The organism is Pseudomonas sp. 2VD (assembly GCF_005503585.1).
In the GTDB taxonomy this organism is placed as follows: Bacteria; Pseudomonadota; Gammaproteobacteria; order Pseudomonadales; family Pseudomonadaceae; genus Pseudomonas; species Pseudomonas aeruginosa.
On record NZ_SCND01000166.1, the window covers coordinates 1 to 12,564 of the forward strand.

Annotated in this window: 17 protein-coding genes; 3 read left to right on the forward strand and 14 right to left on the reverse strand. The window is 67.2% G+C overall.

All coding sequences use genetic code 11. The features are described from left to right. Positions 1 to 167: helix-turn-helix domain-containing protein (locus FFS27_RS18330; protein WP_137952130.1), on the reverse strand; the 167-nt coding region annotated here is incomplete at its 3' end. 105 nt (positions 168 to 272) lie between these two features. Between FFS27_RS18330 and FFS27_RS18335 the strand changes: the two genes are divergently transcribed. Then, positions 273 to 872, forward strand: coding sequence for a short chain dehydrogenase (locus FFS27_RS18335; RefSeq protein ID WP_272483169.1), 600 nt, complete (start codon positions 273 to 275; stop codon positions 870 to 872). Positions 873 to 882: 10 nt separating this feature from the next. Here FFS27_RS18335 and FFS27_RS18340 read toward each other — a convergent pair whose 3' ends face one another. Further along, positions 883 to 1,281 carry a DUF488 domain-containing protein gene (locus FFS27_RS18340; RefSeq protein WP_009315436.1) on the reverse strand — a complete coding sequence of 133 codons (399 nt, stop codon included), beginning with the start codon at positions 1,279 to 1,281 and terminating at the stop codon, positions 883 to 885. Positions 1,282 to 1,375: 94 nt separating this feature from the next. Between FFS27_RS18340 and FFS27_RS18345 the strand changes: the two genes are divergently transcribed. After that, positions 1,376 to 2,041 (forward strand): COG3650 family protein, encoded by a 666-nt coding sequence (locus tag FFS27_RS18345; RefSeq protein WP_003082099.1) that lies wholly within the window; start codon positions 1,376 to 1,378, stop codon positions 2,039 to 2,041. 28 nt (positions 2,042 to 2,069) lie between these two features. On the opposite strand, the gene FFS27_RS18350 is transcribed toward FFS27_RS18345, so the two are convergent. The 11 genes from FFS27_RS18350 to FFS27_RS18405 form a co-directional block, all read right to left on the reverse strand. Beyond that, a complete protein-coding gene (locus FFS27_RS18350; protein ID WP_003082096.1) occupies positions 2,070 to 2,321 on the reverse strand; it encodes a hypothetical protein in 252 nt (83 codons plus the stop codon). Next, complete coding sequence (locus tag FFS27_RS18355; protein WP_003086379.1) at positions 2,318 to 2,839, reverse strand: GNAT family N-acetyltransferase; 522 nt, start codon at positions 2,837 to 2,839, stop codon at positions 2,318 to 2,320. The genes FFS27_RS18350 and FFS27_RS18355 overlap by 4 nt, the downstream gene beginning before the upstream one ends. 10 nt (positions 2,840 to 2,849) lie before the next feature. After that, on the reverse strand, positions 2,850 to 3,947 hold the full coding sequence (locus FFS27_RS18360; protein ID WP_021264421.1) for a PLP-dependent cysteine synthase family protein: 1,098 nt from the start codon (positions 3,945 to 3,947) through the stop codon (positions 2,850 to 2,852). 10 nt (positions 3,948 to 3,957) lie between these two features. Further along, positions 3,958 to 4,863 carry a DMT family transporter gene (locus FFS27_RS18365; RefSeq protein WP_003082086.1) on the reverse strand — a complete coding sequence of 302 codons (906 nt, stop codon included), beginning with the start codon at positions 4,861 to 4,863 and terminating at the stop codon, positions 3,958 to 3,960. 113 nt (positions 4,864 to 4,976) lie between these two features. Continuing rightward, positions 4,977 to 5,324, reverse strand: coding sequence for a Na+/H+ antiporter subunit G (locus FFS27_RS18370; RefSeq protein WP_003086373.1), 348 nt, complete (start codon positions 5,322 to 5,324; stop codon positions 4,977 to 4,979). Continuing rightward, entirely contained in the window at positions 5,321 to 5,590 is a 270-nt protein-coding gene (locus FFS27_RS18375; RefSeq protein WP_003082079.1) for a K+/H+ antiporter subunit F, read from the reverse strand. Before FFS27_RS18375 ends, FFS27_RS18370 begins: the two co-directional genes overlap by 4 nt. Further along, positions 5,575 to 6,099, reverse strand: a complete 525-nt coding sequence (locus FFS27_RS18380; RefSeq protein WP_021264419.1) for a Na+/H+ antiporter subunit E — start codon at positions 6,097 to 6,099, stop codon at positions 5,575 to 5,577. Before FFS27_RS18380 ends, FFS27_RS18375 begins: the two co-directional genes overlap by 16 nt. After that, positions 6,096 to 7,595 (reverse strand): monovalent cation/H+ antiporter subunit D, encoded by a 1,500-nt coding sequence (locus FFS27_RS18385; protein ID WP_021264418.1) that lies wholly within the window; start codon positions 7,593 to 7,595, stop codon positions 6,096 to 6,098. The genes FFS27_RS18380 and FFS27_RS18385 overlap by 4 nt, the downstream gene beginning before the upstream one ends. Beyond that, entirely contained in the window at positions 7,592 to 7,930 is a 339-nt protein-coding gene (locus FFS27_RS18390) for a Na+/H+ antiporter subunit C (RefSeq protein WP_003082068.1), read from the reverse strand. Before FFS27_RS18390 ends, FFS27_RS18385 begins: the two co-directional genes overlap by 4 nt. After that, the gene (locus FFS27_RS18395) at positions 7,930 to 10,731 is read right to left on the reverse strand and encodes a monovalent cation/H+ antiporter subunit A (RefSeq protein ID WP_021264417.1); all 2,802 of its coding nucleotides are present in this window, start codon (positions 10,729 to 10,731) and stop codon (positions 7,930 to 7,932) included. Before FFS27_RS18395 ends, FFS27_RS18390 begins: the two co-directional genes overlap by 1 nt. A 328-nt stretch (positions 10,732 to 11,059) precedes the next feature. Continuing rightward, a complete protein-coding gene (locus FFS27_RS18405; protein WP_003082056.1) occupies positions 11,060 to 11,524 on the reverse strand; it encodes a glycine zipper 2TM domain-containing protein in 465 nt (154 codons plus the stop codon). Positions 11,525 to 11,711: 187 nt separating this feature from the next. Here FFS27_RS18405 and FFS27_RS18410 point away from each other — a divergent pair, with 187 nt between their 5' ends. Beyond that, positions 11,712 to 11,954 carry a hypothetical protein gene (locus tag FFS27_RS18410; RefSeq protein WP_003082053.1) on the forward strand — a complete coding sequence of 81 codons (243 nt, stop codon included), beginning with the start codon at positions 11,712 to 11,714 and terminating at the stop codon, positions 11,952 to 11,954. On the opposite strand, the gene FFS27_RS18415 is transcribed toward FFS27_RS18410, so the two are convergent. Continuing rightward, positions 11,933 to 12,564 (reverse strand): glycerate kinase family protein (locus FFS27_RS18415; protein ID WP_137952132.1); only part of this gene is annotated, 632 nt, incomplete at its 5' end. The two genes, FFS27_RS18410 and FFS27_RS18415, sit on opposite strands and share 22 nt — an antisense overlap.

Below are 12,564 nucleotides of genomic sequence, written 5' to 3' on the forward strand. Positions count from 1 at the left end.
GTCTGATGGTCTACATCCTGCTCCCCTTGTTCGCCGTCTGCCAGGTGTGGAAGGCCAATGCGCTTCGACAGTTGGCCCTTGCTGCAACCGAGGCGCTCGGCGGCGCGGGTGAAACTGCCCAGGTCGTGGAGTACGGCGAAGGCGGCGAGATCGTCCAGGTCCTTCACGATTGTTTCCCTATGAAAACGGCAGGTTGTCGATTGACAGGATTATCCACAGCAAAGGCGACTCTACACTGGAAACCACTCACCTTCACGCAACGAGAGGCCTGTATGAAAATCATCCTGATCGGCGCCAGCGGCACCCTTGGCAAGGGCATCGACAAAGAACTCGGCGAGCGCCACGAGATCGTCCGGGTAGGCCACAGCAGCGGCGATTTCCAGGTCGACATCAGCGACGCGGACTCCATTCGCGCCCTGTTCGAGAAGACCGGTCGCTTCGACGCGCTGGTCGCCGCGGTCGGCAAGGTGCACTTCGGCGCCCTGGAGGAAATGGGCGAGGCGCAATACCAGCTCGGCCTGCGCGACAAGCTGATGGGCCAGGTCAACCTGGTACTGCTCGGCCGCGAGTACGCCAACGACGGGGGCTCCTTCACCCTCACCAGCGGCGTGCTCGCCGAGCAGCCGATCCGCTTCGGCAGTTCGGCGAGCATGGTCAACTGCGCCGTCGAGGGCTTCGTCCGCGTCGCAGCCCTGGAGTTGCCGCGCTGCCTGCGCATCAACGCCGTCAGCCCGACCGTGGTCAGCGAGGCGCTGCCCGGCTACGCGCCCTACTTCCGTGGCTTCAAGCCGGTTCCGACGGCGGACGCCGCGCTGGGCTACGCACGCAGCGTGGAAGGCGCGCAGACCGGCCAGGTGTACCGCATCTGGTAAGCGATATTTCTCAGGAGAGGCGGTCGGCGTAGCAGGTCGGCGAACTGCCCGGCTTCTGGCGGTCCAGCTCTTCCTCGAGGAACTCGGCCAGCACCACGGCATTGTTGTGCTGCTGGTCGTGGGCGCCGTAGAGCAGCGTCAGGGTGCCCTCGCGAGCGCAGTCGAGCAGGCCCCACCAATGTTCCGGGTGCGCCTGCAACTCGGCGCGGTAGTGTTCACGGAAGCTGTCGAAGAGTGCCGGATCGTGGCAGAACTGCTTGCGCACCTCGTTGGAGGGCGCGACCTCCTTCAGCCAGTCGTCCATGGCCAGGGCTTCCTTGCGGATGCCGCGCGGCCACAGCCGGTCCACCAGTACGCGCCGGCCATCGGCGGGCGACGCCGGTTCGTATACACGCTTGCATTGGATCATCGATCGACTCCCTGGTTGCGATGAAGTCCGATCCGGACTTGAGCTAGGCCCGGACGCTCGGTAACGTGGGCGCATTTTCGATGGAGTCTTCCCTATGCGCCCTGCCCGTCTGCTGGTCTACAGCCTGCTCCCCTTGTTCGCCGCCTGCCAGGTGTGGAAGCCCGAATCGCCGAGCACCAGTGTAGACACCCGCTTCCAGGGCGAACTGGTGAAGATCAACGGCGCGCTGCAATTCCGCCCCTGTACCGAGAAGCGCCTGTTCAGCATCGAGGACGTGGCCAATACCGGCCTGCGCCGCGAAGCCGATAGCCTGTTCGACGACGGCGCCCAGGGCCTGTTCGTCGACCTGCGCGGCACCATGGGACCGGCCAAGGTCCGCGGTACCGACGGCAAGCTGGAGGTCAGCCGACTGTACCGCGTGCAGAACGAGGGCCCCGGCTGCGACGACCCGAACTTCAAGCTGCTGACCTTCGCCGCCAACGGCAACGAACCCTTCTGGAGCGCCAGGGTGAACAACCAGGGCCTGCGCCTGGACCGCCCCGAACACGAGACCCTGGCCTTGCCTTACGTCGCCGAGGAACTGCCGAACGGCAGCACCAGCTATTCCAGCGAGGCGAACGGCAAGAAGGTCGAACTGTGGATCGCCCCGTCGTCCTGCACCGACAGCATGAGCGGTGCCTTCAGCAGCTACTCCGCCGAACTGCGCATCGATGGCGAGACGCTGCGCGGCTGCGCCTATCCGGGCGCACTGGGCAAGTGAAGCGAGGGGCCGCGCGACGGCCCTTTCCCTACAAGAGCAATCCGGCCTGCTCCAGGCGCCGCCGCAGCGCCGTCAGGCCGCCCTCGTACTCCCAGTAGGCGACGCGCCCGTGGGAGGCGCTGACCAGCAGGTATTTCTCGCTGATCGACTGGATCCGTTCGATGCGCAGCAGTTTCTCGACGAAGCGTTCCTCGCCGATCTGCTCGACGATTTCCCGGTTGTCCGCGTCGTAGCCGTGGACCATGAAGGCGGCGCGCACCTTGAGGCGGATGAAACTCATCGCACGGCTCTGCGCTGGAGGGAAAGATTGCGATGGCACACTGTCGAGCGCCCCGAGCCGTTCGGTCGCCGCGCCGGATCGGCGTAGGTTTCCAGCTCGACGAAGCCGGCCTTGCGCATCATTCCCGCCGACGCCAGGTTCTCTTCGTGACGATCGATATAGACGTCCTCGATGCCTTCGTCGGCCAGTTGGGCCAGCACCGCCTCCAGCAACGCGCTGCCGAGCCCCTGGCCGGCCGCCGCCGGATGCACTACCGCCTCGCAGATGTAGGCCCGCGGCGCATCGGCACGCTGCGGCTGGTAATGGGCGAAATCCTCGGTGCGGCGGAAGCTGGCGAACCCCAGCAGCCGATCGTCGCGCTCGGCCAGGACGGCCCGTACCTCGCCGTCGGCGATGGCTCGCAGATGCGCACGCACCCCCTCCTCCGGCAGATGGTTCCAGGGATTCGGCCCGTGGCTCAGCAGCAGGTCGGTCATGGCCTCGATATCGCCGGTTTCGGCAGCTCGCAAACGGTGCATATCCACTCCTTCAAAGTCCAACCACCAGCAGCCCGTCGGGCAACGCCACGCCGCGCTCGACGCAGGCAGCCAGCGCCTCGACCAGGGGTTCCAGCGCATAGCCCTGTCTGGCCAGCCAGACCGGATCATAATAGGTGGTCGCATAGCGTTCGCCGCCATCGCAGAGAATCGCCACCAGCGAACCCTTCTCGCCAGCCGCGACCATTTGCCGTGCGGCCACCAGGGCGCCGATCAGGTTGGTTCCGCTGGAGCCGCCGACCCGCCGCCCCAGGCGCCGGGCCAGGTAATGCATGGCCGCCAGCGACCAGGCGTCCGGTACCTTGACCATCGCGTCGATCACTTCCGGCAGGAAGGACGCCTCGACCCGCGGCCGGCCGATGCCCTCGATCCGCGAACCGCAATCCAGGGTCAGGCCACGGTCGCCGCTGACATAGGCGTCGAAGAACACCGAACGCTCGGCGTCGGCGCAGAGCACCCGGGTGCAGTGCTGGCGATAGCGCACGTAGCGGCCGAGGGTCGCCAGGGTGCCGCCGGTACCGGGGCTGGAGATCAGCCAGGTCGGGGTCGGGTACGGCTCGTGGCGCATCTGCTGGAAGATCGACTCGGCGATGTTGTTGTTCGCCCGCCAGTCGGTGGCGCGCTCGGCATAGGTGAACTGGTCCATGAAATGGCCACCGCTCTCCCGCGCCAGGCGTTCGGACTCGGCGTAGATCTGGGTGGGGTCCTCCACCAGGTGGCTCTGGCCGCCGTAGAAGGCGATCTGGGCGATCTTTTCCTTCGAGGTGCTGGCCGGCATCACGGCGATGAAGGGCAGGCCCAGCAGGCGTGCGAAATAGGCTTCGGAAATCGCCGTGGAACCGCTCGATGCCTCGATCACCGGCGCGGCTGGCCTGAGCCAGCCGTTGCACAGCGCATAGAGGAACAGCGAGCGCGCCAGGCGATGCTTGAGGCTGCCGGTGGGGTGGCTGGACTCGTCCTTGAAGTACAGTTCGACGCCAGGCAGGCCGGGAGTCTCCAGGGGGATCAAATGGGTATCGGCGCTGCGCTGGAAATCCGCTTCGATGATGCGGATCGCCTCGCGGGCCCATTGGCGGTGGTCGACGGTCATGGAAACTCCTTCAGTTCAGGACGCCGGCCGGAGGCGGCGGCGGAGCGCTGCGCCACTGGCTGATGGCGACGCCGATGAAGACCAGGCCGGCAGCGAGCATCTGCGGGCCGTTGAGGGTTTCGCCGAGGAACAGCGCGGCGAATACCAGGGTGAAGACCGGGATCAGGTTGATGAAGCCCGAGGCCTGGCTGGCCGGCAGTCGACCGACGCCGAAGTTGTACAGGCCGTAGGCGCCCACCGTGACCACCACGCCGAGATACACCACCGCCTGGATCCCCAGCGCGCTGGGCTGGCTCGGCAGGTCGGCGCTGGCCAGCGCCAGCGGCAGGAAGAACAGCGTGCCGACGAAGGCCTGCATGGCGGTCAGGGCGAATGCCGAGTAGCGCGCCGACAGGTGCTTCAGCAACAGGGTATAGCCGGTGGCGCAGAGCATCGCGAGAAGTTCGAAGAAGTTGCCCAGCAGCGGCTGCGGCGCGTGCAGGTCGGGCTCGCCGGCGAGGCTCAGCCAGATCGAACCGAGCACCGCCAGGCCGAAGCCGATCCAGGTCATCCGGCCGATCCGTTCGTGCAGCAGCAACCAGGCCCCCACCGCCACCAGCAACGGCAGCAGCGCAGTGATCATCCCGGCCTGGGCCGCGCTGGTGTATTGCAGGGCGAAGGATTCGCAGAGGAAGTACAGGCAGGGTTCGCAGACGGCCAGGCCGAGCAGGTACTTCCAGTCGCCCGGGCGGTAGTCGATGCGTCCCCGCCAGCGCCAGGCGACGAGGAACACCAGGCTGCCGAGGGCCATGCGACCGAAGATCACCCAGAGCGGCGGCAGTTCGCGGAAAGCGACCTTCAGCACCACGTACGAACTGCCCCACAGCGCCATCGCCAGGATCAGGCAGGCCAGGGCGAACCAGCGCGTCCGAGTCAAGGGAATCTCCACCACGGGCGCCGTCGCGGCGCCGGAAAAAGGACTCCCAGTATAGGCAGCCGACTAGCCGCGCCGACAGGCACAGAAAGCGGGCAAAACTGTTGCGCCGTGCCTCACTGCTCCCAGGGCTTGCCGCGAGTCTTCTTCTCCAGCGGCAACTGCTGCAGCACCGCGGCCTTGGCCAGCATGTAGGCGCTGACTGGAGCGCTGATGAAGAGGAACAGGCTGATCAGCAGCTCATGCAGGCTGATGCCCGCCTGGCGGTTGGAGAAATAGATCAGCGAGGCGACGATCACCCCGCCGACCCCGAGGGTGGTGGCCTTGGTCGGCCCGTGCAGGCGCATGAAGAAGTCCGGCAGGCGGTACAGGCCGATCGCGCCGATCAGGACGAAGGCGCTGCCCAGCAGGAGGAACGCCGAGACGAGGATTTCCACCCACAGGCTCAGGGGTTCGCCAGTCATTCGATAATGTCTCCGCGCAGCATGTATTTGGCCACCGCCACCGTACCGACGAAACCGAGCACCGCGATCAGCAGCGCCGCCTCGAAGAACAGGTCGCTGTCGCGCCAGATGCCGTACAGCACCAGCAGGGCGATGGCGTTCACGTAGAGGGTGTCCAGCGCCAGCGCCCGATCCGGCAGGCACGGCCCCTTGACCAGGCGCGCCAGGGTCAGCAACAGGGCCAGGCCGAGCAGCGCCAGGCACAGCGGGATCACGTAAGCGAGCATGGGAAGATCTCCTTCAGCGGCGCTTCGTAGCGTTGCTTGATCTCGGCGATCAGCGCCGCCTTGTCCGGCACGTCGAGGCCGTGCACCAGCAGGGTCTTGCGGTCGTCGCTGAGGTCCGACGACACCGACCCCGGGGTCAGCGAGACGATGCTCACCAGCACGCTGATGGCGAGGTCGTTCTCCAGCTCGATCGGCACCTCGACGAAGGCCGGACGCAAGCGCTGGATCGGTCCGAGGGTCAGGCGGGCGACCTGGATGTTGGCGACGAGGATGTCCCACATCACCAGCGCCAGCAGCTTCAGCAGCAACAACGGATGCCACTCCTGGCTGCGCCCGACCAGCAGGCGGTTGGTCAGCAGCGGAATGCACACGCCGAGGAAGGCGCCGAGCAGCCAGTGGCCGATGGCGAAGGAATCCACCAGCAGCAACCAGACCAGCAACAGCAGGACACTAAGCACGGGATGAGGCAATACGCGAAGAAGCGGACGCGGCAACGAACGGCTGATCATGCGGCACCTCCGCGGGTGATGATCTGGCGATACAGGTCGAGGTCGTGCAACTGCGCCGCGGTGGCCTGGACGTAGGCCAGCAGCGGCTTCGCAGCGAACACCAGCAACGGGCCGGCGGAGAGCAACAGGATGCAGGCGAACAAGCGGCCGAGGTCCAGTTCGGCGCTACCGAGCACGGTATGCCCGGTGCGCCAGAACAGCGTGCTGCCGGCCCGGCTCAACGCCACCAGCGCCACCAGGCCACTGCCCAGTACCACGCTCCACAGGGCCAGCGCCTGGTTGCCGGGAGCGACCGACTGCAAAAGCATGATCTTGCCGAAGAACCCCGACAATGGCGGCAGACCGGCGACGGCGATGGCACCGATGAAGAAGGCCCCGCCGAGCAACCGAGGGTTCTGCAACGCCGGGCCCTGGACCAGGTCGCCGGCCTTGTCGCCGCGCTGGCGGGCGACCAGGTCGGCGAGCAGGAACAGGCCACCGGCGATCCAGGTACTGTGCAGCAGGTAGTACAGCGACGCCGCCAGCGCCCGCTCGCTGCCCAACGCCACGCCAGCCAGGAGGGTTCCGGCGGAGACCACCACCAGGTAGGCCAGCAGGCCTTGCAGGGTCCGCGCCGCCAAGGCACCGATCGCGCCCAGGCCGAGGGTCGCCAGGGCCAGCGGCCAGAGCCAGGCCTGCGCCAGGTTGGCCAGCTCGCCGGCGGCCTCACCGAAGACCAGCGTGTAGACCCGCAGGATCGAGTAGATGCCGACCTTGGTCATGATCGCGAACAGCGCCGCCACCGGCGCGCTGGCCGCGGCATAGGCGCGCGGCAGCCAGAAGTACAGCGGCAACAGCGCCGCCTTCAGGGCGAACACCACCAGCAGCAGGAGCCCGGCAGCCGCCAGCAGCGGCGCGCGCTCGGCATCGGCCATGGCGATCTTCTGCGCCATGTCGGCCATGTTCAGGGTGCCGGTGAGGCCATACAGGGTACCCACGGCGATCAGGAAGAACGCCGAGCCGACCAGGTTGAGGATCACGTAGTGCAGGCCCGAGCGGACCCGCTCCGCGCCGCCGCCATGCAGGAGCAGCGCGTAGGAGGCGATCAGGAGTATCTCGAAGAACACGAACAGGTTGAACAGGTCGCCGGTCAGGAAGGCGCCGTTGATACCGAGCAGCTGGAACTGGAACAACGCGTGGAAATGCTTGCCCAGGCGGTCGTCGCCACGCAGCGCGTAGATCAGCGCGGCGCTGCCGAGCACCGCGGTGGCCAGCAGCATCAGGGCGGCGAGACGATCGAGCATGAGCACGATGCCGAACGGCGCCGCCCAGTTGCCCAGGGCATAGACGCTCAGGTCGCCACTGGCGGCCGTGCGCATCAGCAACAGGCTCAATGGGATCAGCGCCAGCGCCGCGAGCAACGACAGGCCGCGCCGCCAGCGCTCGGCCAGCGGCAACAGCAACAGGCTGCCGGCAAACAGGGGGAGCAGGATCGGCAGGATCAGCCAATGGCTCATGGGCGCGGCTCCTCCTCGTCCGGGCGTCCATCTACGTGGTCGCTGCCGAGGTCGCCGAGGCCACGCAGGGCCAGGACCACGACGAAGGCGGTCATGGCGAAGCCGATGACGATGGCGGTCAGCACCAGCGCCTGCGGCAGCGGGTCGCCATACTCCCCGGGAGTGCCGATCACCGCGACGCTGCCGCCGAGCCGGCCCATGGCGAACAGGAACAGGTTGACCGCGTAGGAGATCAGCGTGAGACCGAGCACCACCGGGAAAGTCCTCGCCCGCAGCAGCAGGTAGACGCCGCTGGCGGTGAGCAGGCCGAGGGTGATGGCGAACAGGGCTTCCATCAGAGCGCCTCTTCTTGTGCGACGGGTTCAGGCATCAGGCTGAGCTTGCCGAGGTAGGACAGGATCAGCAGCGCGGCACCGACCACGGTGAGGTATACGCCGAGGTCGAACAGCATCGCCGTGGCCAGCTCGATCTCGCCGATCAGCGGCCACTCGAAGTGGCCGAACGCAGAAGTCAGGAACGGATAGCCGAACAGCCAGCTGCCGAGCCCGGTGAGCCCGGCGATCAGCACTCCGGCGCCAGCCATGGCCGCATAGTTCAGCGGCAGGCGCTGCTCGACCCACTGCGAGCCGCTGGCGACGTACTGCAGCACCAGGGCGATGGCAGTCACCAGGCCGGCGATGAAACCTCCGCCCGGCAGGTTGTGGCCGCGCAGGAAGATGAACACCGAGATCAGCAACGCCAGCGGCAGCAGCACCCGCGACAGGGTTTCCAGGATCAGCGGGTGCTTGGCGTGGGCCCAGTTGCGACCCTGCGGGTCGCAGGTCGGCTTGTGCAGGGCGAAACCGGCGAGCATCGCGTAGATGCCGACGCCGGCGATCGCCAGCACGCTGATCTCGCCGAGGGTATCGAAACCACGGAAGTCCACCAGGATGACGTTGACCACGTTGTAGCCGCCGCCCCCGGAGACGCTGTTCTCGACGAAGAATCCGGCGATGCTCTCGTAGGGCCGGGTCAGCACCGCGTAGGCCAGCAGCGCCACCAGCATGCCGACCCCGCCGGCCAGCGCCACGTCGCGCAAGCCGCGCAGGCTGGAGGACTCCGCCGGAGTGCGCGAGGGCAGGAAATACAGCGCCAGCATCAGCAGGACCATGGTCACCACTTCCACCGACAGTTGGGTCAGCGCCAGGTCCGGGGCCGAGAAGCGAGCGAAGGCCAGGGCCACCAGCAGGCCGGCGACGCTGAGGATCAATAGCGCGACCAGGCGCATGCGATGGAACAGCGCCGTGGCCAGGCCGCTGAAGGCCAGCACCAGCATGCCCAGGGCGGTGATACCGTCCAGCGGGGTCAGCCCGCGCGAGCCGGTCAGCCTCGCCAGCGGCGCCAGCTCGACCGCCACCACGACCAGCGCCGCGCCCAGCAGCCAGGCCAGGTAGCGCTGCAGCGACCCGTTCTCCAGCCAGGCGGTCAGGCGCGCGGCCAGGGCCACCACACGTTGCACCTGCTGCTCGAAGACCAGCTTGGCGTCCACCTCCGGCAACCCGGCGTACCAGTTGAACAGCGGCTTGCGCAGGACATAGACCAGCACACCGCCAACCAGCGCCACCACGCTCATCAGCAATGGCAGGTTGAAACCGTGCCAGATCGCCAGGCTGTATTCCGGCAGTTGCCCGCCAAGGCTGGCACTGGCGGCGGCGGCCAGCAGCGGCGCCACGGTGTAGGCCGGCAGCATGCCGACCAACAGGCAGAGGAACACCAGGATCTCCACCGGTACCTTCATGTAACGCGGCGGCTCGTGGGGCGGGAACTTCGGCAACCGGGCCGGCTCGCCGTTGAAGAACACGTCGTGGATGAAACGCAGCGAATAGGCCACCGAGAACACGCCGGCCAGGGTCGCCACCGCCGGCACCAGCCAGTTGAAGCTACCCAGCAGGTTCTGGCTGAGGGTTTCGCCGAAGAACATCTCCTTGCTGAGGAAGCCGTTCAGCAGCGGCACCCCGGCCATCGCCAGGGAGGCGACGATGGCCAGCACCGCGGTATGCGGCAGGTACTTCCACATCCCGTTGATCAGGCGCATGTCGCGGCTGCCGGTCTCGTGGTCGATGATCCCGGCGGCCATGAACAGCGAGGCCTTGAAGGTCGCGTGGTTGATGATGTGGAACACCGCGGCGACGTTCGACAGCGGGGAGTCGAGGCCGAACAGCAGGGTGATCAGGCCCAGGTGGCTGATCGTCGAGTAGGCCAGCAGCCCCTTCAGGTCATGCTGGAACAGTGCCATGCCGGCGCCCAGCAACAGCGTTACCAGGCCGCTCAGGCTGACCAGGTAGAAGAACCACTCGGTGCCGGCCAGCGCCGGATACAGCCGGGCCAGCAGGAACACGCCGGCCTTGACCATGGTCGCCGAGTGCAGGTACGCGGAAACCGGGGTCGGCGCCGCCATCGCGTGGGGCAGCCAGAAATGGAAGGGGAACTGCGCCGACTTGGTGAACACGCCGAGCAGGATCAGGATCAGTACCAGCGGATACAGGGCGTGGGCGCGGATCAGCTCGCCAGCCGCGAGGACCTCGGTGAGTTCGAAGCTGCCGGCGATGTGGCCGAGCAGCAGCACCCCGGCCAGCAGCGCCAGGCCGCCCCCTCCGGTAACGGTCAGGGCCATCCTCGCACCCTTGCGGGCGTCGGAACGGCTGCCCCAGAAGCCGATGAGCAGGAACGAGGACAGGCTGGTCAGCTCCCAGAAGAGCATCATCAGCAAGAGATTTTCCGCGAGCACCACGCCGAGCATGGAGCCCATGAACAGCAGCAGGAAAGCGAAGAAACGCCCCATCGGCTCCTGTTCGGAGAGGTAGTAGCGGGCGTAGAGGATCACCAGTAGGCCGATGCCGAGGATCAGCAGGGCGAAGAGGAAACCGAGGCCGTCCAGGCGCAGGCTGAGGTTGATGCCGATTTCCGGCAGCCAGGAATAGCTGGCGGTCAGGGTCTGCCCGGCGAACACCGTGCCGCGCTGCCCGAGCAACAGGATCAGGCCGATCAGCGGCGCCACGCCGGCGGACGCCGCGCACAAGGTGCGGCCGCCACGCTCGGCGAGCAGGGGCAACAACGCCCCCATGAACGGCAGCGCGATGATCAGCGCCAGAATCATGGGCTACTCCTCTTCGGTGGCGGAGCCCCCGGCATGCCTGGCCGGCGGTGCTTCCCCGCGGTTGTCGGTGCGCGGCCGGATCGCCAGCAGCTCGAAGCCCCGCCCGCCACCGGCAGGCGCGGCGCAACGGAGCTGCGATTATCGCAATCTATCGAACGAACGTCATGGATTGAATTATTACAAAATTCAGGCGTTCCGACTGCCGGAAAGCCGAAAAAAACTCTGCAACGGCAACGACTTGAAGCTTAGCAAGACAACCCCGGCAATGGCTCGGCGACACAACGAAAACGGCCGGCGAAGTGCCGGCCGTGGGACAACGAGGGAAGAATCAGTGAGCGACGCGGCTGGTGCCGTTGACGGTCAGGATGCGCACGCGCTCGCCGACGCGGAAGATCTGGCCCTGGTCGACCTGCTGGACGTAGGCGCGGGTGCTGCCGTCGTCTTCGCGCACGGTGATCTCGACGCCCTGGGTGCGCGTCAGGCCTTCTTCGGTAGCCGCGCCCAGCAGACCGCCAGCGACCGCGCCGATGATGGCCGCGACGTAGCTGCCCTTGCCGCCGCCCACCGCGCTGCCGGCGACACCGCCGACGCCGGCACCGGCGATGGAACCGATCGGGGTCTTGGTGCCTTCGATCTTGACCGGGCGCAAGGCCTGGATGGTGCCCATGCGTACAGTCTGCACGGTACGGGCTTCCTCACGGCTGTAGGTATCGCCGGTGAGGCTGGATTGGCAGCCGCCAAGAGCCAGGGCCATGGCGGTGAAGGAAGCAACGATCAAGGCAGACTTGCGCATAACGGCATCTCCGAAAGGGATAACTGACGAATATTAGACTCTCCCGCAGCCGCTCCTGTCACCTGGCCGGCGCGAGATAATCGAATCGATTCAGCAATGGTACAGGTTCGTTCAGTTTCGACCGAACCCTCCCGCTTTCATCGGCGGAACCGATCGGCTAGGGTGAGCGCCCGCAGAAGGAACAGCCATGGACTATTTCATCATCGTCGTCACCACCGCCGCCGGCCTGTATTTCCACTGGTGGATCTACTGGCGCATCCGCCGCTGGATGGACCGCGACCTGGCGCTGTCATTCGCCGGCGACGACCCGCAAAAGCGTGACTATCTGTTACAGCGACTGGCCGAAGCCAAGGCCAGCAAGGTGAAGCGGCGCGACCTGCCGGCCTGGCTGGAGCGCGCCGCCGCCGACTACCCTTCTCGCGAAGCCTGAGCCAGGCGCCAGAGCCGGGCGATCTGCTCGGCGCGCGCCTCCAGTTCCGCCGCCGCTCCGGCACAGGCCTGCTCCAGGCTGATCGGTCCCGGCGCCAGGCTGAACGCCGCATCGATGCCGGCGTCGTGCAGGCGCTGGTAGCCGTCGCCCAGGCTGCCGGCCAGGGCTACCACGGGAACGCCGGCCTGGCGCGCGATCCGCGCCACGCCCACCGGGGTCTTGCCGTGCAGGCTCTGCGCATCCAGGCGGCCCTCGCCGGTCAGCACCAGGTCGGCACCGACCAGCGCATCGGCCAGCCCGGCCAGCTCCGCCACCAGTTCGATGCCTGGGCGGAAACGCGCACCGAGGAATGCCCTCGCGGCGAAACCCAGGCCGCCGGCGGCGCCGACGCCCGGCACCCGGCTGAAGTCCTCGCCCAGGGTCGCCGCGACCACCTTGGCGAAGTGCGCCAGGGCGGCATCCAGTTGCGCCACCTGTTCGGCGCTGGCGCCCTTCTGCGGACCGAACACCGCCGACGCGCCGCGCGGCCCGCATAGCGGGTTGTCGACATCCGCGGCGACTTCCACCGCGACATCCACCAGGCGCGGATCCAGCCCGCCCAGGTCGAGAC

Bases quoted from the DNA above. Each gene is read 5' to 3' on its own strand.
- FFS27_RS18335 (WP_272483169.1), top strand. From the start codon at position 273: ATGAAAATCATCCTGATCGGCGCCAGCGGCACCCTTGGCAAGGGCATC.
- FFS27_RS18340 (WP_009315436.1), bottom strand. From the start codon at position 1,281: ATGATCCAATGCAAGCGTGTATACGAACCGGCGTCGCCCGCCGATGGC.
- FFS27_RS18345 (WP_003082099.1), top strand. From the start codon at position 1,376: ATGCGCCCTGCCCGTCTGCTGGTCTACAGCCTGCTCCCCTTGTTCGCC.
- FFS27_RS18350 (WP_003082096.1), bottom strand. From the start codon at position 2,321: ATGAGTTTCATCCGCCTCAAGGTGCGCGCCGCCTTCATGGTCCACGGC.
- FFS27_RS18355 (WP_003086379.1), bottom strand. From the start codon at position 2,839: ATGCACCGTTTGCGAGCTGCCGAAACCGGCGATATCGAGGCCATGACC.
- FFS27_RS18360 (WP_021264421.1), bottom strand. From the start codon at position 3,947: ATGACCGTCGACCACCGCCAATGGGCCCGCGAGGCGATCCGCATCATC.
- FFS27_RS18370 (WP_003086373.1), bottom strand. From the start codon at position 5,324: ATGACTGGCGAACCCCTGAGCCTGTGGGTGGAAATCCTCGTCTCGGCG.
- FFS27_RS18375 (WP_003082079.1), bottom strand. From the start codon at position 5,590: ATGCTCGCTTACGTGATCCCGCTGTGCCTGGCGCTGCTCGGCCTGGCC.
- FFS27_RS18380 (WP_021264419.1), bottom strand. From the start codon at position 6,099: ATGATCAGCCGTTCGTTGCCGCGTCCGCTTCTTCGCGTATTGCCTCAT.
- FFS27_RS18385 (WP_021264418.1), bottom strand. From the start codon at position 7,595: ATGAGCCATTGGCTGATCCTGCCGATCCTGCTCCCCCTGTTTGCCGGC.
- FFS27_RS18390 (WP_003082068.1), bottom strand. From the start codon at position 7,930: ATGGAAGCCCTGTTCGCCATCACCCTCGGCCTGCTCACCGCCAGCGGC.
- FFS27_RS18395 (WP_021264417.1), bottom strand. From the start codon at position 10,731: ATGATTCTGGCGCTGATCATCGCGCTGCCGTTCATGGGGGCGTTGTTG.
- FFS27_RS18405 (WP_003082056.1), bottom strand. From the start codon at position 11,524: ATGCGCAAGTCTGCCTTGATCGTTGCTTCCTTCACCGCCATGGCCCTG.
- FFS27_RS18410 (WP_003082053.1), top strand. From the start codon at position 11,712: ATGGACTATTTCATCATCGTCGTCACCACCGCCGCCGGCCTGTATTTC.